Genomic DNA, 24,709 nt, shown 5'->3' on the forward strand with positions numbered 1-24,709 from the left:
CTGCTTCATCCTGCGGTTCGCTGTTGACATTTTGTCACAGGACTATAGGATTCCGACCCTCAATCTTTACATGCTGTAGGAACTAGCGATGTCTGATATCGTAAACACTGAAGAACAACTAGAAGAAACGCTGACACTGGATGATTGCTCCCCTGAGCTTCGTCAGGTTGTTGAGTTTGAGCAAGTACCGGAAGAACTGCTGGGCATGCTGGTAAGTGTGTATAAAGCTTCTGAATCAACAACACGTGAAGCGTGGGATCAGCTACCAGGCAGCGCACAAAACGTTCTGGATAACTTCGAACAGTTCCACGCTCTGGTTGCTCTGAGCCAAAGCTACTCTGGCATTGATTTCCTGGGTGAAATGCAGGAAACAGAAAAACCATCAGACATGACTGATGAAGAATTCGCTGAATACAAAGCAGTAATGCTGGATAAAGTGCTGCACAACTGCGTTAAAGACATGTGTAAGCAGCTGAAGAAAGCGCGCCGTCACCCACCAATGAAGCGTGAGTTTTTGGAAATCTTCAAAAAATAATCATGCGCTTACGGGGAGGTCAGCCTCCCCGTTCACGGTTCCACATCAGTTGTTAGTCATCAGTGATTAGTAAAAGCCTGCCAATCCAAGGTAATGGCCTGATAGATTCTTATCAAAAAAATTTTTTATTGATAATTTAATGACTCTCTACCCGCTCCGAACAGGTATATTGGCCTGACAGTCGACAGCATCTCATTACACCATGAACACACACTTGCATTTACCACAGGATTCTTCCGACGTGTCTGAATCCGGCTCTGTGACGGCGTCACTAACAGCTCAAACGTCGCTTTGCCGATATGTGTTTAAGAATGAGTGCGAGTTTATTCCTCATCAGAGCCTGGTTCGCTCACAGCATCGCTCTTACCCGCTCAACTATTCTGAACACAACATTCTGAGCTACCTACTGGCGCACAAGGCACATCCGGTCAGTAAAACGGATCTCCTGAAAGCAGGCTGGCCAGACCGGGTCGTTTCCGAAGCCTCTTTGTTTCAGGTCATCAGAAGCCTCAGGGTCAAGCTGGAAGAATCAGTGAAGGGCGAAGTTATCAAAACCGTCCCACGGGTTGGTTATCAGATTCCGGAAATCCGCATTGAACCGATAGTAACGCAATCGCCGCAGGATCTTAAATCGCCCCCTCAGCATGAAAAAATAGGTGTCAAAGCATGGGTGATAGGGTCACTAATCGCAACTGGTGTTGTGGGTACGTTGCTCTCGTTTGCGGTATCTCGAAACGCAGAATCTGAGCCTCAATTTCCGTTCGTCACCCATCAATATTTGCTGGATGCCAGCCAGATCACCGTGATTGCTGGCACGCAGCCGGAAATCGAAGATCTTATCGCCAAATTAAATCAGCTTTATCACGACTATCAGCAGGTATCTGGATCTACTTTGAAGGTGCGCGTTTTCGCCTTTAAAGATGAACAGGCCTATTCTGTCTCATGGTGTCAGCTGAGTGATGATCGTAGCTGTCTTTCGGACACCGATTTTTCATTTGTGATTGCGCAAAACAACTGGGATGTATTTCATCAGTCAGCCCTGTCCCAACTGCCACAGAAACGCGCAACGCCGATCATTCAGACGGACATGGCACGCGAGCCCACCTCGCAAATCTATATTCAGTATGTCGACGATTCCGGCATCGATTCCAAAGTGGTTTATCAGTATGCTTCCCAGACCGCTGATGCCTCGTGGAGTTATTCGAATATGAGCTTTATCTCCGAAGCCGTATCGGATTACCACCATGTTTTGTCAATCAGTGCCACTGTTCTGCAAATGACGCCTAATCAATCGGCCACACTAGCAACAGCTCAAGTGACACCAGAAATGTACCACTGGGCATATCAGTCAAATACGATCATTCAGGAAAATGCCTCAATGGCCATTCAGGCCGAAAATGCCCTGCGTCAGCACTACGAATCGCATGCACCTATGAATCAATTCCTGCTTTACCAGCAGCCCTATCTGGATTTGGTCTTTAACGAGTATCTGGGCATTTACTGGGTGCATAACAGCGAGAAAAACACGCTTTTCAGACCTACCGCGCCTTTGAAACAACGCACAGAGGCACAAGAAAATAGCGGCAATCATTTACAGCAATAACAACGGATAGCATCGCAGGTTATTCGTTCTGCTATTTCTTCATAGTAGTATCAGTCATCTGCTCGTTACCGATGGCAGATAGCGAGAAAAGAATAACGCATTCCCTCCCAGCCTGCCCTGATAGTCAGCCAGTTCAATACCGGAAGCCTGGGCATTTCGCCGACAGCTCAGGTACAATTCATGCTTTCTCTCGATTTTGGGCAAACGCTGCGCCAAGTTTGCTTCATTTGGGATTAGTCTTAAATTGATAAAGGTTATGCCCTTTGTCTATCGGAAGCAGTTTTGCATTCACTTTTTGCCGGTTTATTCATTCATGCTAACAATAACAAAATCAATAAAACGAATAGCGCTCGTTGCCGTAACACTCCTCTTCTCTGGTTGTGCCATTTATGCCGGTATCAACTTCGACCAGATTTATGGCAAAGCCGCTCCCCAGCAACGTATCGCTCCCCCCGCATCCCTTCAGGCCAATATGTATCTGACGGAAGTAAAGCCGATCATTGAAAACCGCTGCGTTGTCTGCCATGCCTGCTATGACGCGCCCTGCCAGCTGAAGTTTTCTTCTGCGGAGGGGATTGATCGTGGTGCCAACAAAGAAAAAGTGTACGAAGGGACGCGACTGCTTGCGGCCAACACCACTCGCATGTTCATCGATGCCCAGAATACGGCTGAATGGCGCGACCTTGGCTTTAATGCCATTTTAAATGAACGCGCTCAGACGCCGGATGCGAACACTCAGGCGGGCGTAATGGCGCGTATGCTGAAACTCAAGCAAGCGCACCCACTCCCTCAGCAAGCAATACTGACACCCGATGAGTGGGATTTTTCGCTCGATCGCAATCAACAGTGCCCAACCATTGAAGAAATGTCAGGCTTTGAGCTCAACTATCCACAATGGGGAATGCCATATGGTTTACCTCAAATCAGTGATGCTGAACACGAAGTACTGATGAACTGGTTGTCTTTAGGCGCGCCGATGAGCAGTGTTTCGCCACCCGACGCGGCAAACCTTGCTCTGCTAGAAAAATGGGAAAGCTTCCTTAACGGTGACAGCCTGAAGCAGCAACTGGTCAGCCGTTACATTTACGAGCACCTGTTTGTCTCGCACCTGTATTTTAGCGAAGTCAAACAACCAGTGTTTTTTAATCTGGTTCGCTCACGTACCGCACCCGGTAAGCCTATCGATCTGATTGCAACGCGCCGCCCGTTTGATGATCCTGATGTTGATCGCGTGTATTACCGCTTCCAGCAGGTTCGGGAAACCATTGTCGACAAAACGCATATGCCTTATGCACTGAACGCCGACAAAATGGCACGTATTCGTGCGTTATTTTTTGAACCTGAGTACGAGATTGATACCCTGCCGGGGTACGAACCGGAACTGGCGGCCAACCCGCTGAGTGCCTTCCGTCAATTACCGGTAAATGCCCGTTATCGCTTCATGCTGGATAATGCGCAGAATACGATCATGGGGTTCATCAAAGGCCCGGTATGCCGGGGCCAGCTTGCTCTTAATGTGATCAACGACAGATTCTGGGTGTTCTTCGTGAATCCGGAAATGTCAGACAGCCCGAAAGTCAGTGCCTTTTATGATGAGCAGGCTGCCAATCTGCGTATGCCAGCAGAACATGAAAGTAACACCCTGCCAATCAGCAACTGGATTGGCTATGCCAAACAGCAAGGACGGTTCCTGCGCGCAAAAAATGCATTTCTTGCTGATACCTTTAAAGGCGGTGAGCACCTGACAACGGCGGTAATCTGGGATGGTGACGGCCACAATGATAACGCTACACTCACAGTATTACGCCACTTTGACAGTGCGACTGTCACCAAAGGACTGGTAGGTACGCATCCTAAAACCGCATGGGTACTCGACTATTCCCTGTTTGAGCGGATTCATTATTTGCTGGTCGCCGGTTTTGATGTTTACGGCAACTTCGGCCACCAGCTTGTCACCCGGATGTACATGGACTTCTTGCGGATGGAAGGTGAATCCAACTTCCTGTCTCTGCTTCCGGCTGATATACGTCATCAGGAATTGGCTAACTGGTATCAGGATGCCGATCAAAATCTGAGCAAATTTATTCAGGGTGATATCAATCAGTTTTCGCAACCTACCGGCATTACCTTCAAAACCGATGACCCAAAATCGGAGTTGCTGAATATGCTGGAAAATAAACTGAAGCCAGTCAGTTCGCCGCGTTACGATTATCGTCAGGCAACACTGCAACCTGAAAGTCTTGCGCTGCTCGAGCAGATCGATGCACTTAAAGGCACGCAGGCCACCCTTTTTCCTGAGCTGACATTTATCATGGTCGAACCGGCCGCCGCCAAAAGCAGGCCACAACTGTTTACCCTGATCCGAAACAGCGCACACAAAAACGTTTCCAGCCTGTTTGATGAAGAATCGAACCGTCTGTACGAACAGGATGACATGACTTTAGTGAAAGGGCTGCTGGGCAGTTACCCTGGCGCTTTCTGGCAAGTCAAAGAAGCGGTTTTGCCTGAACTGGTTAAGCAACTTTCTCAGACCACCGATGAGAAAAGCTATCAGGCTTTCATGACCCGGTTTGGTGTTCGCCGTACTGACCCGAACTTCTGGTCGTTCAGCGATGCGATTAATACCCTGTATCGTGAGAACTACCCTATTGAAGCTGGTTTGCTGGATTACAACAGGTTAGAAAACAGATAAGCCTGATTAAACTGTTCGTCTTTGTGTCTACCTGGCTATTTTTATTCCGCTAGTTGTCTAAATAGTCATTTGTTAAGCCGCTAATTTTTAGATAGCTATTTCTTAAGTAGCCATTTCATAAGTAGCTATTTCATAAGTAGCGGTTTTCCTTCATGACAGCCGGCCCGCCGCAACGCGGGCCGCTTCAATATCCATCAGACTCTTCTATTGACTCTTTCTCACAGCCAGCAGCGAAGGCATAGACGAAGAACGCATTTCGCTTGATGATAAATGTAAATAATTGAAAATATTTAGCGTCCTGTGTAGCCACACTGTTTTCAGAAGGTAAAATAGGTGCATATTGAATGCACACGTTCAGACATCACGGAGACTCCTCGCATGACATCCACCACCCACTATCCGGTTTGGGACAGTTTTATTCGCGGCTATCACTGGCTTCAGGTGATGTCTGTTGCAGGGCTTTGGTATACAGGCACAGAAGGGTTAATGGACTGGCATTTTGCTATTGCCTATTTCCTGTTGGCGTTGCTTTTAACGCGTCTTATCTGGGGCGTGATCGGCAGTGAAACCGCTCAGTTTCGCCACTTCGTCCGTTCTCCGTCAACAGCACTCCAATATCTGACAGCAATACGTCGCGGTGGCGAATCATCCAATGTTGGTCATAATCCTGCCGGGGCATACATGGTCGTTGCTTTCATGTTGCTGCTCGCCACTCAGCTGACAACGGGCTTATTTGCCAACGATGATATTATTTCTGAAGGCCCGCTGGCGCAATATGTCAGTGGGGAACTGAGCAGTTTGATGACATCTATTCACGCCATTAATTTCAATCTTATTCTTGGTGCCATCGCGTTGCATGTCATTGCGATTACCGTTTATCTGCTGCGTAAAGACAACCTGATCACTCCAATGATTACGGGTAAAAAAGCGCTGAAAGCCAACCCACCCAAAATGCATAATGGTCTGGTGGCATGGGGAATTACCGCCGCAATCGGCAGCCTGATTTATTTTACCTGGGCTGAAGAAGTTGTCGCCTACTTGTGGTAGTCCTTGTTTGATAACTGACCTCTGTGTTGACGTCATCGCGGGGATTTTGCTGGCGATTATGCGCTTATAAAACGGTTTAAATCATTACGTTCATATTCTAAAAAAAGCCAGGTTTCATACCTGGCTTTTCTGTTTCAGTGTCATGACAACAATTAGCGATATTTGTAATCACTGTGGCACGATTTACAGTTTTTCGCAGCCTGAGCAAACGCACGCTTGGTTGCTTTTTCATCGCCATCACGGGCAACGTTTGCCAGATTGGCCATATCCTGTTGGAAGGTAGTTAGTTTGGCACTGAAACCATTCCAGTCAGACCAGATTTCAGGGCGTGCTTTCGTTTCGCCTTTGTCTGAACCTTCGTATTTAAAGCCTTCTTCAGGCATATAAGTCAACTGAGAAACAAACTGGGCACGCTGGCTGAACAGCTTCTGATCCCATTCTTTGCTTCCTTTAACCATTGCAGCCATGTCGCCAAAGTTGGCAGCAATCAGAGTAAACGCAGACTGACGGTATTTGATAGCTTCAGCAGGTTTTTCAAACGGGCTGGCGACAGCCCCGGCAGCAAGAAACATGCACCCAGCGATCATTATTTTTTTCATTGGTTCACTTCCCTATTTTGATATTGTGGCCTGAAGATAAAACCATGTAATTAAGACAAAATGATTTTATTCAGGATAATTGGGCATAGCAGTAAAAATGATACCAAGATGCAAATAGCTGTAAACACATGCCTTGATTAACTTACAAATATTTACAATATCCGAACACAATTGCCTTATATATCACAGTCTTCCTATATGATTAGGGCATAATAATCTCTGTAATTAATACGTCAGGCTATATCAGCAGGAAATATTAGATTCATCAGCAAAGACAGTGCACTACACTTGCATTTCACCTTGGTGAAAAAATAGTTTTCTGCGGTTTATTCCTAATTCTATTTTGAGAAAATCACAAAGAGATAAATTGTCAGCAGGTTAGCTATGTTTGAGCATGTTAAAAATGACATCCTTCCCTTTAACCGTTTCTTGTTCAGGCTGTTCAAATTTTACTGTCTGGCCTGTGCACTGCTGCTTTTAGGCATTCTGCCAGGTGTGATTGGCTTTATGGTGCTGGATGATTTAACCCTTTTCCAGTCCTTCATGAATGCGATTTCATTGCTGGGTAGTATTGAACTGCCCCATCCACCGCAAACTGCCCACTCTCATGTGTTTACTGCACTCTACAGCTTATTCATTGAAACCGTTTTTTTTCTGGCCGTTGCTACCTTGCTCGCGCCGGTTGTCCACCGTATTTTTCATAAAATGCATTTACAGACCGATTAAACGTCATTTCCCTGTAATTACAGCGCCGACAGCACAAAGAGCCAGCAACCTGCCATATCATCGGCATCAAAATTTCGTTACCCTATCCTTATACTTATCAGGCGATATTCGGCCCACTCTTCATTGCCCTCTTTATATCGAAGACTGGCAACGGGTTGAAGAAAACGCCGCACTATTACAACTATAATGATTTTAGCAATATCAAGAGGATGCAATGTTAGGCACACTGAATAAAATGAAATCGACCTTAGGTGAGGTGGTGGAGTACCACCTGCCGGTCGGCGACGAGTTGCTGGCGCTGAACCCACTGATTGGTCAGCACCTGAAAATGACGTTTACCGGTAATATTTTTTGTGATGCCTGTGGCCGTAAAACCAAAAAGAGTTATTCACAGGGACACTGTTTCCCTTGCATGAAAAAACTGGCCCGCTGTGACATGTGCGTCATGAAGCCTGAGACCTGTCACTATGCTGAAGGCACATGCCGTGAGCCTGAGTGGGGCGATGACCATTGTATGGTGCCTCACTTTGTCTATCTGTCGAATACATCAGGGCTGAAAGTCGGTATCACTCGCCATACCCAACTGCCAACCCGCTGGATTGATCAGGGTGCCACCCAGGCCCTGGCCGTTCTGAAGGTCAAAACACGCCAGATTTCCGGTTTTGCCGAAGTGGCACTGGCCGAACTCGTTGCTGATAAAACCAACTGGCGCGCCATGTTGAAAGGCAGTCAAGATCCAATGGATCTGAAAGCCGAAGCCGAAAAACTGCTGCCACAAATTGAAGCCCGACTCAGCGATTTAGCCTTACAATTTGGTGCTGATGCCATTGAAAAGCTGGATGAGGAGATCGTTGATATTCATTACCCGGTTTCTCAATATCCAAGCAAAATTGCCTCACACAACTTTGATAAAAACCCGGTTGTGGAAGGTACACTTCTGGGTATCAAAGGCCAGTATCTGATCTTTGATACCGGGGTAATTAACATTCGTAAATTCACCAGTTACGAAGTCAGTGTTGAAACCGCCTGATATTGATAATGCAACAAAAAACGGCTGTCTCTCAGCCGTTTTTTGTTCGTTCTAAACGTTTTTTAGCTTCAGTTAGGGTTCTCGCAGACAGCTCTTATAACAAAGCGCATAAACAGCTCTCTTAAACAGTTTCCGTACATTGCTCCGAAAACCTGTTTCCACACTCGACGCCAATATTGGACGCTTTAGCTTAAATCTCACTACCTGCAAAGCCTACTGTGCTGCCTTCTGGATTTGCTGGACTGCAAGCAGGGGGCACAAGATTACTAACCTACTTTACTTTCGGCTGAACAAATTTCCGTTTTCCATCAACAACAGCCACATCGCGGATGAAGTTCACCCCGAGCACAATTCCCTGACCAGCAGTAAGAGCAAATTCAGTCAGCTCATTCAAATCACCCAGCTTAGCCCGCAGTTTAACCACAGCCTGTTTACTGTCGTTCTCTTTTGATTTCAACCAACGCTCTACGGGTAACTCGACACTCTTACCGCCAGAGCTGAATTTCACCCAGTCATTGCCATCACGCTCAAAGGCCTGAATATTGCTCACGCCTAGTGTTGATAGTTGCGCCTGAGAGTCCACCTTAGCCCGGATATGCTGTTTGGGTTGAGTTAACCAAACCCATTCTTCACTACCCAGAATTAACTTGCCATCGTCCGTCTTTGTAACCGCAGGTTTTTGAACCGGAATTGGCTGCGGTTTAGGCTTTGGTTTGGCTTCCGGCTTAACCACAGGTTTTGGCTGCGGCACAGGTGCAATGACCACCGCGGGTGCTGGCTCTTTAATGTCCGTTTCCTTCGTCGTTTGATCAGGTGTTGCTGTCTCAGGCTTGGTCACCTCAGGATTAGCTGTCGCTTCTCGGGAAGTCGTTGTCTGCTGCGCACAACCAGCCAGCAATGCCAGTGCAAAAAAGGCAGTCACTTTATTCATTTTTTTCATCCGGCAGTGTCCACTTATCCCTTATTACTAATACTTACCAATACATTGGCTTCTATGATAATAAATCATCCGCCTAATAAAAGTGTACTCTGTTAGATTGTCGTCAAATATGTGGCAAGCCCAGTCTGGCGCGCAAGCTTTTTACTTTGTCGTTGATAGACAGTACTTACAACTCAATCGCGCGGAACACATCCACTTTCTTCTGCAACCAGGCTTCGTCATACCAGCCCATGTTACGGCTATGCTTGGCATCATCCCACAAGCTGAAAAATGCCCGTCGCAGTTCAAACCCATCCGGTAATTCAACCGCCTGACGATATAAAGTACTCAACTCCAGTTCAGGGCGCACATCATCCAGATGGAAAATATCCAACTCGCGATGTTTATACCCTACATCACAAGGATCAAGGATCGCACTGACCTGAAATGTTGTGGCATCGAACATCACGTTCCCGATATGACAGTCGTCATGGGTCAACGACGGCGTTGAAGAGATACCGCTTAAAGTAACATGGCGATGTTGCCAGATATCATGAAGTGCTGATTTTAAAGAAGGGGAAAAAGGAGAGACTTCACTCATTACATAACGATACACCGGCTCCATCCAGTGGTCATAAGCTGGAGCAAAGTCAGATTCGTAGTGTTGCTGAGCCACTTCGAAACCCGATGCCGATGTGTATTCGTGAAGGTTCAGCATCACATCGATGAAACTGTGAGAAAATGCTTTTGTTGCTGCGGGCGTGTCAGGTAATTGATGGCCCGGGATACCCTCTACCCACTCAAGCATCAGGTACTCATGGCCTTCCTCCCGGCCAAAGAAAAAAACCTGAGGGACCTTACAAGGCAAGGCTTTTCTCAGGCGCTCCAAGCCCTCAATCTCTTTTGCCAGGCGTCCAACCTCACGAGAGAATTTCACGACCACTTTTCCTTTCGGAGAAGCCAGAAACACCAGCCAGCCGTAAAAGGTCTGCTCTTGTTTACAAAAATCCGGGGCCTGCCGAAACATCATTTTATAGGCGGATAACGCTATTTGCTCTAGCCCGTACTTACTCATCCGGCAATCCCTTACACGTCGAGAAACGCGCACATACAAAAATCAAACATTTTGCTGTACGTCTTTAATAAAACAACTGAATATTTAATCGCTTATACATTAACGTTTCATTAACCTCGAATGGAATTCGCGACGCAAAAAATGTGGCATCCCTCTCATATTAAATACCGAAAAAGTGAGCTTTCCCTATTAGCAGAGAAAAACCATTTCTCATTACATAAATAAAATAGAGATAAGTAGAGTTCCTGGCACCAAAATTTGACCTTTGTATGCCGAAAAGCGTAGAAGTGGCTTAACTTAAATGCGCAACCTGAATAATTAACGCATTGAATAGAAACAAGTTGATAGTAAGAACTGAAAATACGCCCTGGCAGAACAGGGCATAAGTAAAGCAGCGGATAATATCAGCTAATTGCAATGCCGAGGGCATCTGCCAACAGGATTAGTTGCTCTTCACTATCCAGGCGTACGGACCAGTTCACCCCAGTTCCCATCGCAGTGACAACATTGACCCCTTTACCACGTAAGGAGACATCTTCAGCCATCGCCTGAAGCGTAATGCGGGCGTCGCCATCAAGCCGAATAACCAGTTCGTACTGGTTAGCAATCACTCTGCCTTGTGAAAACACAATATTCATGCTGGCTTCTTATGCTTCATAACGGCAATGGTTAACCGGCTAGTACATACCAGTCGTCCCCGCTCATCAGTGATCTCAATTTGCCACACTTGCGTGGTTGCGCCTAAATGAATCGGACTTGTTTTACCGATAACCATCCCTGAACGCATCGCACGGATATGATTCGCATTGATATCCAGACCCACGCAATACTTGCTTTCATCCACACACATGTTGGCAGCAATCGAGCCGAGTGTTTCGGCCAACACTACCGATGCACCACCATGCAACATACCAAGAGGTTGATGCGTTCTGGATTCCACCGGCATTACCGCAGTAATACTGTTGTCGTCGAAACTGGTATATTCAATTCCCAAATGTTCAACCAGGGTATTTACCGAGGTTTTGTTCAGGCTTTCCAGCGTGAACGGTTTTTTCCATATACTCATCACGTTATCCGAATAATGAAAGTTAGGCACCATAATACGCGATATGTATAATTTCGCTATTGTCTCGCTATATTTGTTTTATGTCGTAACGCAATGAAGTACAGAAAGGAGTCTCTCATGAAACGCTTACTGCCGGCCTGTGTTTTAGCAGTGGCCGCGCTGCTTTCAGCTTGTACCAGTTCCCCAACCGGACGCCAGCAGGTACTGTTATTCTCAGAGCAGGATATGTCGCAGCTAGGCGCTCAGTCATTTGACGCACTGAAACAAGAGGAAAAAATTTACACCGACCGGAAAACCAATCAGTACGTACAGTGTGTCACGAATGCTCTGACCGCAAAATTGCCGGGTACCCAGGCATACAGTCAATGGGAAGTGGTCGTTTTTGACAGTGACCAAATTAACGCCTTTGCGCTGCCAGGAGGCAAAATTGGAGTTTACACTGGTCTGCTGAAAGTCGCCGTTAACCAAGACCAGTTGGCTACCGTCATTGGCCACGAAATTGGCCACGTGATGGCCCAACACAGTAACGAACGCCTGTCCCGCTCACAATTGGCCAATATGGGCATGCAGATTTCAAGCATGGCGATGAGCGGCACACAGTATCATGATATGGCCATGGCTGGCTTAGGGCTGGGCATGCAATACGGGGTGTTAATGCCGTATGGACGATCGCAGGAATCGGAATCGGACATTATCGGCCTGCGACTGATGGCAGAAGCCGGGTTTGATCCGAACGAGAGTATCCGTTTATGGCAGAACATGGCTAAAGCCTCAGGGGGTAATCAGCCACCGGAACTGCTATCGACCCACCCGTCGCATTCAACCCGTATTGATGATTTGAGAAAAGAGATCGGCAAACTACCGACTTACAACACGCCCCACCCTCAATGCCGTTTATAACGGTTAGCTGCAAAGCCTTGCAATATACTGCATGCACAGAAAATCTCGGTGCTCAAAAACAGCAATCAGACAAATACAAAAAAGAAAGACCGGCTTAAGCCGGTCTCTCGGTATATGCAAACACGCAGTTCGTAATCAGGTCGCTACTTGCTCAGCTCTTCAAATTTCTTGCTGAGCTCGTCTGCGGTGTCTGACGCTTTATCTGACATATCTTCCATGGCATCACGCACATCTTCCATAGAACGGCTGTCGGTCAAATCTTCGATTTCGTCTTTGTAGGTCACCCCGATATAGATACCCAAACCGACCAGCGCCAATACAATATATTTCAACATGAACTTTCTCTTAAAATCATAGCGTCTAATAAGTATAACGCTTAACTTAACGCGCCAGTGTTGTCAGTGACTTGCCCAACAACCACTCCAGCTCTTTTTCACCCTCAGCACCAAAGCGTTCCTGGCACAGCACATAGAGTCTTTCTATGCCGCGTTGCGAAAACCCGCTATCTGACTGGGCCGATGCAATATGGTGAAACAGTAAGCGCAGGGTGGCGCAGAACTTCTCGTCACTCAGAGCCGTCAGCCAACTGTCTGCAAAGCCTTCAACCCCTTTTTCAAGTTCAAGTTTCTCAACAAACATGCTGAATATGCGCTGATCCAACGCATTGGCAAAATCTTGCTTTTTGGGAAAATGGTGACTGATTCCGGTACGGGAAATGCCTGTCTGCTTGCTCAGGGTGGTGTATGACATTTTGTCATAACCCAGGGTCAAAATCTGTTCGACCACTGCATCCATAATTGTCTGGATAGTGATTTCAGTATCTTCTTTACTACGCTTTGGCATAATCCGTTGACTCTGTCTTCATCTTTATCAACAAGCCCGTCAACTACTCACGGTTTTAAGTTAACCCATCAGCAGCTCACTAAAGTCTGGCAAGTATAATAGAAACAAAATTTTATGAATAGGCGATAGCTGCAATAAAAATTGTACACCTGTTTGAATTTTGTTCTATTTTAATCAGTGAAACACTCTGCTTTTCTTTTACCCGTCAGGCGGCATGAATTTCAGGAAACGCGCGCTGACAGCGTTTTAACACCTTGACCAATAGTATAAAATTGCTTTAATTTTACAAAATAATAACATTTCAAAGGATCGAAGTATGAATCTACCTCTGCAATCGGAACGCTTAAGGGACTCACTCATGACACAACCGCTGCCAACTGACATGATCTTAAAATGGGCAGAAGAGCGACCCAATGATGTCTATCTTCGCCAGATTATGAACCGGCAATTTGTCGATTTCACTTATGCAGAGGTGGCCGATAAGGCACTACGCCTGGTAAGCGCCCTCCGAGCTCAGGGTTTCATGCCCGGTGACCGCATCGCGCTGATGTCAAAAAACTGTGCAGAATGGTTTATTACCGATTTGGCGTTAATGCTGGGAAGCTATATCAGTGTGCCGGTTTTCCCAACGGCCGGGGCTGATACAATTGAGCACTGCCTGACCCACAGTGAATCAAAAGCTATCCTGATCGGGAAACTGGATAATTCTCAAGCCATCGAATCTGTCATGGCGAAATATCCTGACCTGCTGTCAATTGCGTTTAATTACCCTAGCGCGCCGAAATGTCATTTTGATTTCAATGACTTTATTAATGAGCATGCGCCAAGTGAAGAACGGCCAGAGCACCAGCAGGGCGACATCATGTCCATTGTTTACACCTCCGGCACATCAGGCCTGCCTAAAGGCGCCATGCTGAGTTACGGCGGTTTTGCCTGGTCAGCGCAACGACTGATTGATCATATCGGCATGCAGGACGGTGAACGTCTGTTCTCTTACCTGCCGCTGGCGCACATTACCGAACGCGTTTACATTTTTGGCTCGTCCGTCATGGCCGGGATCCAGGTTGCCTTTCCGGAGTCGCTGGATACTTTCATTGATGATGTCAAAATGTATCGCCCGACTCTGTTCATTTCGGTACCTCGTCTGTGGACACTGTTCCAGCAACGTATTCTGGAAAAGCTGCCGCAATCAAAACTCAATATTTTGCTGAAGATCCCGTTTATCTCTGGCGTGATTAAACGCAAACTGGCACAGGGGCTCGGGCTGGATAAAGCGCGCGTTCTGGGTTGTGGTTCGGCACCGGTTTCACCAGCATTGCTTCGCTGGTATGAAACCATTGGTCTCAATATCACCGAAGCCTGGGGCATGACAGAGTCCTTTGCATACAGCACCCTGAACTACCCGTTCCGCAGCGATAAGATTGGTACTGTTGGGAATGCAGGGCCGGGTATCGAGCTGAAAATCGCAGCCGATGAAGAAATCATGGTTCGCGGTAATGGGTTGTTCACCGGTTATTACAAAAATGAAGAAGCTAGCCAGGCTATGTTTGACCATGAGGGCTGGCTGCATACCGGCGATATCGGTGCCATCGATGAAGAAGGTTACCTGACGATACAAGGACGTAAAAATGACACCTTCAAAACCGCCAAAGGGAAATTTGTATCACCGGTTCCTATTGAAAAACGGATTTTTGAGATCGCTAGTATTGAAATGATGTGTCTGGTCGGCTCAGGGATGCCCGCTCCTATTCTCCTTGCCGTTCCACATGATTTTCCGAACTTCGACCGCCAACGTTATGAAAAAACTGCGCAGCGGGTCATTGAAACGATCAACAAAGAGCTGGAATCACATGCTAAAATCAAAGGCGTTCTGATGATTAAAGAGCCATGGAGTGTGGAAAATGGCTTCTTGACACCAACACTGAAAATTAAGCGTCATTTATTAGAGAAAAAATACCACAATATTGGGGCGGACTGGCCAAAAGATCGTTTGATTCAGTGGGAAGAATAAACGGGTAAACTATTAAGCAGTCACTCCATAGTGACTGCTTAATTCATAAAACAATCACTTGCCAGTCAAATCTGCACCTAATCATCATTTCTCAATGAAAACATCTGCATCACAATATTAAAAACGATGCATACCTCCATTTTTGCGCCTTTAGTTATTCTCTGCGTGACAGATTATTAGCCCACCAAATCTGCCGATGTTACTTTCAAAGAAATCCCGAGTTCTTTTTAAAGGCTTTTCTTTTCAAAATGATGCGCACCCGATTTTTTAGCTTTTTTCCACTGCTACTTACTGCAGCACTGACTTCACAGGCGGCAGCTGAAACACAACATGATGCATTGAATGTTCAGGTAGATCAGTATCTCTCGCATCAGAATCAATACGGACGTTTCAGCGGCAATATTTTGATTGCCAAAGAAAATAAGCTTATCTATGAAAGTAGTTTCGGGATGGCTGATGTGAAAATGAAGCGCCCTGTTACCCCTGACAGCCTGTTTAAAGTCGGCTCATTAACCCAGCCTCTGACCGCTGCGGCCATTCTGCGATTGCACGAGCAGGGGAAACTGAATCTCGATGAACCTGTTTCTAAGTACTACCCGAAGCTGAAGAAAGCAGACAATATTACGATCGCAATGTTACTGAACCACACATCCGGGCTGTTTCGGGATAACTCATGGCGTGAATATGACAGCAGCTGTAAATCAGACCAATTGATCAGAAACACAATCAACACCTCCGCAGACTATCCCCCTCATCTGATTTTTAACTACAGTAATGCCAATTACTATCTGTTGGGCGGCATCATCGAAAAAGTCACCCAATCAACCTTTGAAAAGTTTGTGACATCGGAAGTGCTACGCCCATTAGGCATGAAAGACTCCAGCTTAAAGCTGACTTTGTCCTTTCAGTTGGCAAAATCCTATGAACTATCCGGACTGGTTGATGCTTACATTACGCCTAGTGGTTGTGCCTGGGCCGCGGGCGAGCTCATTACGTCTGCCCGCGATTTAATGACATTCAGCCAAGCGCTGCAAAACGGTGAACTGCTTTCTCCTGCCTCCTACACTATGATGCTGACCAACGAGTACGGTTTGTTTAACGAAGAAATTGAGGGACGGCAATATTATCTCCATCAGGGCCAAATTGACGGATTTAAAGCACTTTTTCTCCAGCATCCGGAAACAAAAACCACCATTGTTGCGTTAAGTAACTTGCACAATACGAACATAGACTTACTGACTGTGGACTTGCTCCGTTTAGTAGATGGCAGAGACCCACTTCATACACTGAAGCTACCTGAAAGCAAGTTTGCCACCTGGCGAAAAGATGTGGATATCATAGGTAACTATCTCGACAACAGCGGTGTGCCTCTACAGGTTGTGTTTGAAGGCGGAATTCTGAAAGCCAAAGTAAACCAATTTGATATTCCGTTACAGATTCAAAGCAAAAACAGCTTGTTTGCATTAGGTATCGATAATCAAATCCGTATTTATCGCAACGAAAACGACACCACCAAAGAGATCATTTTCTTTTCAAGGGACGGTCGCTATCTGTCGAGATTTACCCGAATCTAGCGATTCTCTGGCCTAGCCTGATTCAGTATCAGGCTAATTTACGCACTTTTTATACCTTTTCTGATATTGGCAGGGGTTAGATATAGGCAGTATGTTGAAACAGTGACTAAACTTGCTTTTAGTTTTGAATAACGAGAGGTAATCAAATGATGAAAACCTTTCGGACACGCAACATGCTCGACACTATGCTATTGAATATCCGATTAAAGTAGGAAAGGGAAAAGCATTCAGGCGACACGAATGTAAGAAAAAACAACGAAAAAATTGGCACTGTTTACCGTCCTACACGAAAGTACAAGTCAATATCAGACCACTCATCTCCCGCTACTGAGAAAAGTGAAGATACAAAATTGCGCCAACGACTCGGTAAACAGTGCCACAACGTCAAATGACAACGTGATTATGTACCCATAGCCGCAACTCACAGAGCACAGCGTGAGGCCCAGCAAGTTGCAATGTGTATACTGCATCATACGTGCCAACCTTTAACTCAAATAAAATCAAATGATTACCACTTAAATTCACTCAGACCTGCCCTGTTATGGTGATAATCTGCACCATGACTCAACATTCTTTTCTGGCTTCCCATAGTTCGATAACATGCGCCCAGCTCCTGCCCACCGACAGACAACATATTTTATAAGCAGTCCTGAAAAGTCATAAAGAAAACCTGAGCACTAACTAACTTCACAGCTCAATCCGAAACTTGAAACTTGAAACTTGAAACATTTAGCTGACAGCAAACTGAGCTTCGTTTAAAAACAAAAAATCTCCGCCAGAGCCTGCATTACAGCGACTGAGAAATACAAACAGGGGCTCCTGACAAACTCACATGCCATCATGAATTTCAGTAATACTTTTTTTCAAGGTTTTCGCGACTAACCAAAGAATTTAAGCCGCCAAAAATACATTACAGCTCTAACATAAGAACGTGCATTCTTGCGATTAACAAAGAGAAAACAAAAGTAAAAACCACCGTTTTTACTGGATATTTAAGACTGAAAGTACCAATTACATTCTACTCAAATCATTAGAGAGCAAGTTAAGTTTTTTCTAATAGTAATGAGATAAATCAAATTCAGTATTGACATTAGTTTTACTCATTTTACGTAACAGTAATTTAGGTTCATATTCCACCCAGATTGAGTCCTCAATCACAATTTTCATCACACGTATTCTGGCTTTATTCGAGTCAAATGGTGCCATAACGTCCTGTTGTGGCTGTGAGTTTTTCTATCAATCTGGAGTTACCCGTAGTGAACACACACGCTACTCAGGCACCACGTAACAGTGTCTGGGTTCCTGTTTCTGGCCTTACCATTTTTGCCATTGCCTCAGGTTATTTGATGAGCCTGCTGCCTTTAACGCTGGAAAGTCACCAATTGCCAACAAACGCGGCGAGTTGGCTGGCAAGTGTGTATTACCTGGGACTGCTTTTCGGGGCCATGCTGATTGAACCCGTGATAAATAAAATTGGTCACCGACTATCATTTGTTAGCTTTATTACTGTACTGACAGTCTCTGTCGCTCTAATGATGGTCAACCATACCCTAACGTCTTGGTTATTAAGCCGCTTTGTTGCAGGTGTCGCGGTCGCCGGGGTATTTGTGGTTATTGAGTCCTGGCTTTTGATTGGTGACAGCAAAGAAGAGCGGGCGAAGAATCTTGGCCTTTACATGACTTCGCTGTACGGCGGTACGACTCTGGGACAATTCGGTATTGGCCTGATTGGCACCACTGGTGCACTACCCTTTATAGTCATCATCTGTCTTTTAGCGATGGCTACCCTGCCGGCAATGGCAGGAAAAGGCGCCCAACCTAAAGTTGAGCACCACGTGAGTCTGTCTCTACGTCAGATTTTGGGGTTGAGTAAACCGGCGATGGTTGGCTGTATGGTATCCGGCGTTGTCATGGGCTCTATTTACGGTCTGCTGCCTCTTGCTTTGCAAGGCAATACAACCAATGACGATCGTATCGGAGTATTGATGGCTGTTACTGTTTTGGGCGGCATGGTTATCCAACCAATCATCGGTAAAGTATCTTGCCGCATATCAAAATCCGTTCTGCTGGCACTGATGAGCCTGCTGGGTGTGTTTGCGATGGGAATCTACCTGATTGATCAAAGTTACAGTATTCAGATTGTCAGCCTGGCACTGCTGGGAATGTCAGCCTTTGCCCTCTACCCGATTGCAATTACTCTGGCTTGTGATGGCTTAGCATCAGCATCCATCGTGTCAGCAACTCAGGTTATGCTATTTTGTTACAGCGTTGGCTCAGCATTGGGACCTCTGGCCGCAAACCGCTTTATGGAAAGCCAATACGGACTGATGGGATTTTTCTTTGCAGTTCTGCTGAGCACCTCAGTATATATGCTGATTGCCAGCCTCAGAACAAAGTCTACCGTAGTGGCGCAGTAACCACATACCGACAACGGCAGAGCAACGAACGAATAAAAGTAGTGCGGCTCAACGTGAAGTGAAACGTCAGAGAATCGCCAAAACCCAAAAAGCCAGCTTCTGCTGGCTTTTTTCATTCGAGATTGGGTATCAGAAGGCAACGCCTTTCTTTGTGACACTATTTTTGAGCCTATCTGTACGGCTCTTTGTTTGTGAACATAATTCAGGAACATGGCGCTGACTGGGGCATAGTGCTGAAAATGGCCACAATTTGAGGTCGACAAGTATTTCTAACTCGTTGATTCATCTCTTTCGTATTATCACGCAGCTTAATCTAAAAAAGAGTGCTTCTGATAAGATTGGCCCTTTACTTTGAATGAAAGGCCCAAAAAGAGCGGGCGCGACATAAGTCGCGCCCTTGGTCTTTTTTGCAGCAATCCCGCTACGATGGTGCTCCCTGCATCATTCCTTGATTAAGCTGTTTCCTTCAGCGCAGTCCCTTATCTATCCGTCCTGGATATGTCCTGTTGGTCTCGCCTTGACCCGTCGAAGCATCCTGTTTCGACTCTCTTCTCCATCCTGGAGGTGTCCCTTACTTCATCCTGAAGTGGTCCATTTTGTCTTCCTGACCCGTAAGCATCCTACTTACGTTATCGACTCCTTTCGATTATCCCTTCACAGTCCTTGTCCGATATATCATCCTGATACACCGACCTCTTCCTGAGGTTGCCAACATCCCTGGCCGCTTTCCTGTTCCGTTCCGTCAGTTCCTTCCGACGGGGTACAGATTAAAAGATCTGAGTTTTTGAGCAAGCAACAGAGATCACATTTTTCTTTGATAAAAAATTTCGAGTTAACAATAAAACCTCAAGCATTTGATTTTAATGCTTTTATTTAAATCACGTATTATTGACTTACATGACATTTCGTTAAAATCTTACTCCTTTGTGAGAGATCTCTTACACGCATCCCTACCAAATTCATCACCTGCTGACTGATTGTATTCCAATACGATCGGCTAATTGGAAACCAACCACAATACGAAACCGACTATGGGACACAATACCAATAAAAAAAAACCGCCACATTGCGAGAGCAAAATGACGGTTTCGGGTTTGTTCACCATGGCAGTGAATAGTAATGACAACGTTTACTTACTACTCTGGCAGCCGCTCTTAAAACGAAATCAGCAAGAGTAGCTTTTCACCCATGCTTCTGAACAACGCATCCAGGTAGAGTCATCACTGCTGATTCGATGGAGACAGATTAGTCTTCGTGTTTTTTAAAACGGTAAAACACTGTCGCTAACGGTGGCAAATCAATCTGAACGGACTGTGCTAATCCGTGACTTGGTTCCTCTGTCACTTCCAGTACCGCTTTCACTGGTGCTTGTCCGCCCCAGTATTTCTGATCATCGGTATTCAACAGCAAATCATAATGACCAGTCAGCGGTACACCCAAACGATAACCTTGTCGTGGAACCGGTGTAAAGTTGGTCACGACCAGCACTTTTTCGCCGTTCTGTGCCAATCGTTCATGAGCAAGAATACTGTTTTCCGCATCATCATGTACACGCCATTCAAACCCTGCTGGGTCGCAATCCAGTTCATAAAGCGCGGGTTCTGAGGTGTATAAATGGTTCAGATCTTTAACCAGTTGCTGTACCCCACTATGGCGTGGGTACTGCAGCCAGTGCCACTCTAACTGCCCTTCGTGTGCCCACTCTGCACTTTGTGCCAGTTCTGCCCCCATGAAGTTCAGTTTCTTACCCGGCTGACCATACATGAAGCCCAAATAGGCCCGCAGGTTTGCCGTTTGCTGCCATTCATCACCCGGCATTTTATTCAGCAACGACCCCTTGCCGTAGACCACCTCATCATGGGACAGAGATAATACATAGTTTTCACTGAAGGCATACACCATCGGGAAAGTGATGGTGTTATGGTGATACTTGCGATGCACCGGATCTTCTTTCATGTAAGTCAGACTGTCATGCATCCAGCCCATGTTCCATTTGAAACCGAATCCAAGCCCCCCCATACTGGTAGGTTTGGTTACACCAGGAAACGCCGTTGACTCTTCCGCGATAGTCATCGCATTCGGATACAAACGGTACACTTCTTCATTGACCCAACGCAGCAGGCTGACGGCATCAAAGTTGACGTTGCCGCCTTCGTGGTTAGGAATCCACTGATCGTGCTCCCGGGAGTAATCCAGATACAACATAGAAGCCACGGCATCTACGCGCAGGCCGTCAACATGGTAGTGCTCAAACCAGAACAGAGCGTTGGCTACCAGAAAGCGACGGACATGCTCACGACCGTAATCATAAATGTAGCTCTGCCAGTCCTGGTGCCAGCCACGACGCGGATCCGGATCGTTATACAGAGCTGTGCCATCAAAATTGGCCAGACCGTGATCATCGGAAGGAAAGTGTGCCGGTACCCAGTCCAGCACTACGCCAATGTTGGCCTGGTGACAACGGTCAACAAAGTATTTGAAATCATCCGGCGTGCCATAACGGCTGGACGGCGCAAACAAGCCAATCGGCTGATAACCCCATGAACCATAGAACGGGTGCTCGGCAATCGGCATCAGCTCGACATGGGTATACCCCATATCAGTCAGGTAAGGGATCAGCGCGTCAGCTAATTCACGGTAATTAAGAAATTCACCTTGCTCGTTTTTACGCCACGAACCGGCATGCAGCTCATAGAAAGACAGTGCTTGCTGATGTTTTGCTGTGACCGGGCGTCTCTGCCAGGTTTTGTCCTGCCACTGGTAGTTCGACTGCTGATAAACAACCGAAGCAAATGATGGATATTGCTCTGCCTGATAACCCCAAGGGTCGGCTTTATGAGGCAGACCGTTCCCCTGGCTGTCTTTCAATTCAAACTTATACCGTGTCCCGGCATCCAATCCCGGTACAAATAGTCCCCACAGCCCGTCATCCAGTCGCTGCATTGGGTGACGACGCCCATCCCAACCATTAAAGTCACCAACAACACTGGCGGCAGACGCATTAGGAGCAAAAACCAGGAAACGTACTCCTGATACAGGCTTATTGCCACGGTTCAGGGTGATCAGCTGCGCCCCCATTTCACCATGCATTTGTGATGGGTCAGAAAGTGCAGAAGATGAAGAGATAAGATTGTGAAACTGGTAAGGATCATACAGAGTCTGAGGACCATCTGACCAATGAATAACCAGCTGGTACAAGGCTTTTGAAAAATCAAAGTGACCCCGTAACACAAAGCCACTGTCAGCTTCGCGCTGAAGCGAGTAACGATCACCACGTTCGGTGAGTACTTCAACCTTGTCTGCACCCGGCATAAAGACCCGGAGTGCCAAGTCCTCAGTCTGGTATTGAGGCCCTAAAAATGAAAACGGATCTGAAAATGCAGCTCTCTCGAGCTGCATGTATTCCTTTTCACTGCGTGTCACGTTTGATGTGTCCAACGCATTACTCCTGATTACTGTTTTTGTGAGGCTTTTTCTCGCGTCTCAGTTAGTCGGCGCGTCAAATCAATGATGTTCTGACGGGTAAAGATGTCATCCAGTGTCGTGGACAACTTACGACGCCAGTTTGGATACTCATCTACCGTGCCAGGAATGTTCACAGGCTTGTCCATTTCAAGCCAGTCTTCCAACTGCAGGCTCAGTAAAGCACTGGAACCTGCGGCCAGATGCAATTGCATGGCTTCACTAAGGTGCTGATCCATAGGAATATATGACGCATCATGGCCAATACCTTCTGGAAGATAACCATGCCATGCCAAACTATCAAGGATTTTTTGTTTACTTTCTGCACGGCTATTGAACAAACCTTTGAGCTGTTCTGCATCCGGGTAAAGTCCTAACTCTTCACCCATTTTCAGGTCATCACAGTGCCAGAAACCCCGTAGCGTCGGCATATCGTGTGTACACAACGCGGACATCGACTGATCGGCATAGTGCGCCGGAGAGTAGTAACCACCGTCCTCTGCAGTTTCAAAGAAGAAAACCTTGTACGAGTGAATACCTGCCGTTGCCAACTTATCCACGATTTCATCCGGTACGGTTCCCAAATCTTCACCGATAACCGTGCACTGGTAGCGATGACTTTCCAGCGCCAGAATGGCCATCAGGTCATCGACCGGATAGTACATATACGCACCGTTTTTCGCAGAGTCACCTTTTGGAATCCACCAAAGGCGCAGCAGGCCCAGTACGTGGTCAATACGCAGCGCGCCACAGTTACGCATGTTGGCACGCAGCAGCTGAATATACGGATCGTAAGCCATCTCTTTCAGCGTCTCTGGGTTTAGTGGCGGCAGACCCCAGTTTTGACCAAGCGGACCAAGAATATCCGGCGGCGCACCTACGCTGACATCCTGGCAAAGTGCGCCGTGATCGGCCCAGGTTTCAGAGCCAGAGTCACACACGCCCACCGCCAGATCGCGGTACAGGCCGATGACCATGCCTTTTTCCTGTGCCAGTTCATGCACTTCTGCCAACTGACTGTCTGCGACCCATTGCAGATACATGTAAAGCTGAACCTGTTTGTAGTTCGACTTAATGAACTGCTGAACAGCGGCGTTATCAAAATGACGGTACTGTTCAGGGAATACCGGCCAGCCCCAGACGTTGTCATCTTCCTGTTTCAGCTGTGCATGCAGGGCATCAAACGCGGCCTGATGCAACAGACTTTCTCCCCCCTTCTCCACAAAGGCCAGGAACTGTTGCGCACGGGCGGTATTGTTAGTCAGATGACGCTCGCAGAACGTTTCGAACAACAGTGGCAATACGGCCATCTTCAGGCATGACACTTCACTGTAGTTAACCCAGTTAGTGTCTCGGGCATCGCTCAGACGCTTCTGGAATTCCGGACTGCCAACCAGTTGCTGCGCTTCATCACACTGAGCAAACTCACTGACTGAGCTGACATCAATGTACATGAGATTGAGCCAGCGACGAGACGACGGGCTGTAAGGACTCGCGCCTTCCGGGTTTGCCGGAAACAGCGAGTGAATCGGGTTAAGCCCGACAAAGTCACCGCCACGGGCAGCAATATCCGCTACCAGTTGTTTCAGATCCCCGAAGTCACCAATACCCCAGTTGTGATTCGTACGGACGGAGTAAAGCTGAACGCTGGTGCCCCACAATTTCTTGTTATTGAGCAGTGGCTCCTGCTTGTAACAAGATTGCGGAGTGATGATCAAAGTCATTTCAAACGGAGATTTGCGACGCTTACGGAAGATCTGCAGTTTGTGATAGCCCCACGCCAAATCACTTGGCAGTGAGAACACCAGTGTCCCGCCGTTTTCGCGGTCATCGGCGACCAACTGAGACTGCAGCCAGCCCTCCAGTACTTCACCCTGCTCGGTTTCCAGACGCCAGCTGAAATCGCTGACACGGGCGCTCTGCCCCAGATACATATCAACATGAACAGGCTGGCCACTTCGCACCACTTTAACCGGAGCCAGTACATCCGGACGTAGCTTTTTGGTGGCCGATTCGAGCAGCGCTTCGTCGCTTTTTGTGTCATAACCCAGTGCAGCCAGCAATCGACGAATCGTATCGCTGTCTACATGAGCTTCTTCTCCCCAAGCACTGACATAGTTGTCGGCGATACCGACCATGTCAGCAACTTGTTTTAAAACTTGATCATCTTTCATCGTTCTCTCCGTTAGCGGCCTTGCGGCCGCTACGAT

General features: G+C 46.8%; 19 protein-coding genes. 10 read left to right on the top strand and 9 right to left on the bottom strand.

Features of this window, described 5'->3' with window-relative positions; translation table 11 throughout:
- The first annotated feature begins 88 nt into the window (after positions 1 to 88).
- The 4 genes from FH974_RS22110 (at position 89) to FH974_RS22125 (ending at position 5,877) form a co-directional block, all read left to right on the top strand.
- A complete protein-coding gene (locus tag FH974_RS22110; RefSeq protein WP_047885962.1) occupies positions 89 to 535 on the top strand; it encodes a DUF3069 domain-containing protein in 447 nt (148 codons plus the stop codon).
- A 241-nt stretch (positions 536 to 776) separates the two neighbouring features.
- Positions 777 to 2,138 (top strand): winged helix-turn-helix domain-containing protein, encoded by a 1,362-nt coding sequence (locus FH974_RS22115; RefSeq protein ID WP_169776042.1) that lies wholly within the window; start codon positions 777 to 779, stop codon positions 2,136 to 2,138.
- A gap of 313 nt (positions 2,139 to 2,451) precedes the next feature.
- The gene (locus tag FH974_RS22120; RefSeq protein ID WP_207103773.1) at positions 2,452 to 4,830 is read left to right on the top strand and encodes a fatty acid cis/trans isomerase; all 2,379 of its coding nucleotides are present in this window, start codon (positions 2,452 to 2,454) and stop codon (positions 4,828 to 4,830) included.
- Positions 4,831 to 5,208: 378 nt separating this feature from the next.
- On the top strand, positions 5,209 to 5,877 hold the full coding sequence (locus FH974_RS22125; RefSeq protein ID WP_047885963.1) for a cytochrome b/b6 domain-containing protein: 669 nt from the start codon (positions 5,209 to 5,211) through the stop codon (positions 5,875 to 5,877).
- Between the two features lie 152 nt (positions 5,878 to 6,029).
- Here the strand turns inward: FH974_RS22125 and FH974_RS22130 are convergent, their stop codons facing one another.
- The gene (locus FH974_RS22130) at positions 6,030 to 6,476 is read right to left on the bottom strand and encodes a c-type cytochrome (protein ID WP_047885964.1); all 447 of its coding nucleotides are present in this window, start codon (positions 6,474 to 6,476) and stop codon (positions 6,030 to 6,032) included.
- A gap of 384 nt (positions 6,477 to 6,860) precedes the next feature.
- Here FH974_RS22130 and FH974_RS22135 point away from each other — a divergent pair, with 384 nt between their 5' ends.
- Together FH974_RS22135 and FH974_RS22140 are read left to right on the top strand one after the other, a co-directional pair.
- The gene (locus FH974_RS22135) at positions 6,861 to 7,202 is read left to right on the top strand and encodes a hypothetical protein (protein WP_047885965.1); all 342 of its coding nucleotides are present in this window, start codon (positions 6,861 to 6,863) and stop codon (positions 7,200 to 7,202) included.
- A gap of 214 nt (positions 7,203 to 7,416) precedes the next feature.
- The gene (locus FH974_RS22140; protein WP_047885966.1) at positions 7,417 to 8,232 is read left to right on the top strand and encodes a DUF2797 domain-containing protein; all 816 of its coding nucleotides are present in this window, start codon (positions 7,417 to 7,419) and stop codon (positions 8,230 to 8,232) included.
- Between the two features lie 271 nt (positions 8,233 to 8,503).
- Here the strand turns inward: FH974_RS22140 and FH974_RS22145 are convergent, their stop codons facing one another.
- The 4 genes from FH974_RS22145 to FH974_RS22160 all read right to left on the bottom strand — a co-directional run bounded on the left by FH974_RS22145 (position 8,504) and on the right by FH974_RS22160 (position 11,292).
- Entirely contained in the window at positions 8,504 to 9,163 is a 660-nt protein-coding gene (locus FH974_RS22145) for a putative ATP-dependent zinc protease (protein ID WP_047886357.1), read from the bottom strand.
- A gap of 175 nt (positions 9,164 to 9,338) precedes the next feature.
- Positions 9,339 to 10,226 (bottom strand): phosphotransferase, encoded by an 888-nt coding sequence (locus FH974_RS22150; protein WP_047885967.1) that lies wholly within the window; start codon positions 10,224 to 10,226, stop codon positions 9,339 to 9,341.
- A 404-nt stretch (positions 10,227 to 10,630) separates the two neighbouring features.
- Positions 10,631 to 10,864, bottom strand: coding sequence for a DUF3389 domain-containing protein (locus tag FH974_RS22155; RefSeq protein ID WP_047885968.1), 234 nt, complete (start codon positions 10,862 to 10,864; stop codon positions 10,631 to 10,633).
- Positions 10,861 to 11,292: a hotdog fold thioesterase gene (locus FH974_RS22160; protein ID WP_047885969.1), complete on the bottom strand. Its 432-nt coding sequence runs from the start codon at positions 11,290 to 11,292 to the stop codon at positions 10,861 to 10,863. Before FH974_RS22160 ends, FH974_RS22155 begins: the two co-directional genes overlap by 4 nt.
- 117 nt (positions 11,293 to 11,409) lie before the next feature.
- On the opposite strand from FH974_RS22160, the gene FH974_RS22165 reads away from it, so the two are divergent.
- Complete coding sequence (locus tag FH974_RS22165; protein WP_047885970.1) at positions 11,410 to 12,192, top strand: M48 family metallopeptidase; 783 nt, start codon at positions 11,410 to 11,412, stop codon at positions 12,190 to 12,192.
- A 143-nt stretch (positions 12,193 to 12,335) separates the two neighbouring features.
- On the opposite strand, the gene FH974_RS22170 is transcribed toward FH974_RS22165, so the two are convergent.
- Positions 12,336 to 12,527 carry a hypothetical protein gene (locus FH974_RS22170; protein ID WP_047885971.1) on the bottom strand — a complete coding sequence of 64 codons (192 nt, stop codon included), beginning with the start codon at positions 12,525 to 12,527 and terminating at the stop codon, positions 12,336 to 12,338.
- 46 nt (positions 12,528 to 12,573) lie between these two features.
- A complete protein-coding gene (locus FH974_RS22175) occupies positions 12,574 to 13,035 on the bottom strand; it encodes a TetR family transcriptional regulator (RefSeq protein ID WP_047885972.1) in 462 nt (153 codons plus the stop codon).
- 358 nt (positions 13,036 to 13,393) lie between these two features.
- Here FH974_RS22175 and FH974_RS22180 point away from each other — a divergent pair, with 358 nt between their 5' ends.
- From FH974_RS22180 to FH974_RS22190, 3 genes are all read left to right on the top strand, one after another.
- A complete protein-coding gene (locus tag FH974_RS22180) occupies positions 13,394 to 15,046 on the top strand; it encodes an AMP-binding protein (protein WP_242551909.1) in 1,653 nt (550 codons plus the stop codon).
- Between the two features lie 248 nt (positions 15,047 to 15,294).
- Positions 15,295 to 16,620, top strand: coding sequence for a serine hydrolase domain-containing protein (locus FH974_RS22185; RefSeq protein WP_047885974.1), 1,326 nt, complete (start codon positions 15,295 to 15,297; stop codon positions 16,618 to 16,620).
- Positions 16,621 to 17,876: 1,256 nt separating this feature from the next.
- Positions 17,877 to 19,037 carry an MFS transporter gene (locus tag FH974_RS22190; protein WP_047885975.1) on the top strand — a complete coding sequence of 387 codons (1,161 nt, stop codon included), beginning with the start codon at positions 17,877 to 17,879 and terminating at the stop codon, positions 19,035 to 19,037.
- 1,245 nt (positions 19,038 to 20,282) lie between these two features.
- Here the strand turns inward: FH974_RS22190 and glgB are convergent.
- Entirely contained in the window at positions 20,283 to 22,436 is a 2,154-nt protein-coding gene (glgB, locus tag FH974_RS22195; protein WP_047885976.1) for a 1,4-alpha-glucan branching protein GlgB, read from the bottom strand.
- 53 nt (positions 22,437 to 22,489) lie between these two features.
- Complete coding sequence (gene malQ, locus FH974_RS22200; RefSeq protein ID WP_047885977.1) at positions 22,490 to 24,673, bottom strand: 4-alpha-glucanotransferase; 2,184 nt, start codon at positions 24,671 to 24,673, stop codon at positions 22,490 to 22,492.
- Between the last annotated feature and the right edge of the window lie 36 nt (positions 24,674 to 24,709).

The organism is Photobacterium ganghwense (assembly GCF_017329545.1).
GTDB classification, from domain to species: domain Bacteria; phylum Pseudomonadota; class Gammaproteobacteria; order Enterobacterales; family Vibrionaceae; genus Photobacterium; species Photobacterium ganghwense.

Excerpts from the sequence above, each read along its gene's own strand:
- FH974_RS22135 (WP_047885965.1), top strand. The coding sequence starts at position 6,861 with ATGTTTGAGCATGTTAAAAATGACATCCTTCCCTTTAACCGTTTCTTG.
- FH974_RS22185 (WP_047885974.1), top strand. The coding sequence starts at position 15,295 with ATGATGCGCACCCGATTTTTTAGCTTTTTTCCACTGCTACTTACTGCA.
- FH974_RS22170 (WP_047885971.1), bottom strand. The coding sequence starts at position 12,527 with ATGTTGAAATATATTGTATTGGCGCTGGTCGGTTTGGGTATCTATATC.
- FH974_RS22150 (WP_047885967.1), bottom strand. The coding sequence starts at position 10,226 with ATGAGTAAGTACGGGCTAGAGCAAATAGCGTTATCCGCCTATAAAATG.
- FH974_RS22175 (WP_047885972.1), bottom strand. The coding sequence starts at position 13,035 with ATGCCAAAGCGTAGTAAAGAAGATACTGAAATCACTATCCAGACAATT.
- FH974_RS22165 (WP_047885970.1), top strand. The coding sequence starts at position 11,410 with ATGAAACGCTTACTGCCGGCCTGTGTTTTAGCAGTGGCCGCGCTGCTT.
- FH974_RS22160 (WP_047885969.1), bottom strand. The coding sequence starts at position 11,292 with ATGAGTATATGGAAAAAACCGTTCACGCTGGAAAGCCTGAACAAAACC.
- FH974_RS22130 (WP_047885964.1), bottom strand. The coding sequence starts at position 6,476 with ATGAAAAAAATAATGATCGCTGGGTGCATGTTTCTTGCTGCCGGGGCT.
- FH974_RS22125 (WP_047885963.1), top strand. The coding sequence starts at position 5,209 with ATGACATCCACCACCCACTATCCGGTTTGGGACAGTTTTATTCGCGGC.
- FH974_RS22110 (WP_047885962.1), top strand. The coding sequence starts at position 89 with ATGTCTGATATCGTAAACACTGAAGAACAACTAGAAGAAACGCTGACA.
- FH974_RS22145 (WP_047886357.1), bottom strand. The coding sequence starts at position 9,163 with ATGAATAAAGTGACTGCCTTTTTTGCACTGGCATTGCTGGCTGGTTGT.
- malQ (WP_047885977.1), bottom strand. The coding sequence starts at position 24,673 with ATGAAAGATGATCAAGTTTTAAAACAAGTTGCTGACATGGTCGGTATC.
- FH974_RS22120 (WP_207103773.1), top strand. The coding sequence starts at position 2,452 with ATGCTAACAATAACAAAATCAATAAAACGAATAGCGCTCGTTGCCGTA.
- FH974_RS22140 (WP_047885966.1), top strand. The coding sequence starts at position 7,417 with ATGTTAGGCACACTGAATAAAATGAAATCGACCTTAGGTGAGGTGGTG.
- FH974_RS22180 (WP_242551909.1), top strand. The coding sequence starts at position 13,394 with ATGACACAACCGCTGCCAACTGACATGATCTTAAAATGGGCAGAAGAG.
- FH974_RS22155 (WP_047885968.1), bottom strand. The coding sequence starts at position 10,864 with ATGAATATTGTGTTTTCACAAGGCAGAGTGATTGCTAACCAGTACGAA.
- glgB (WP_047885976.1), bottom strand. The coding sequence starts at position 22,436 with ATGCAGCTCGAGAGAGCTGCATTTTCAGATCCGTTTTCATTTTTAGGG.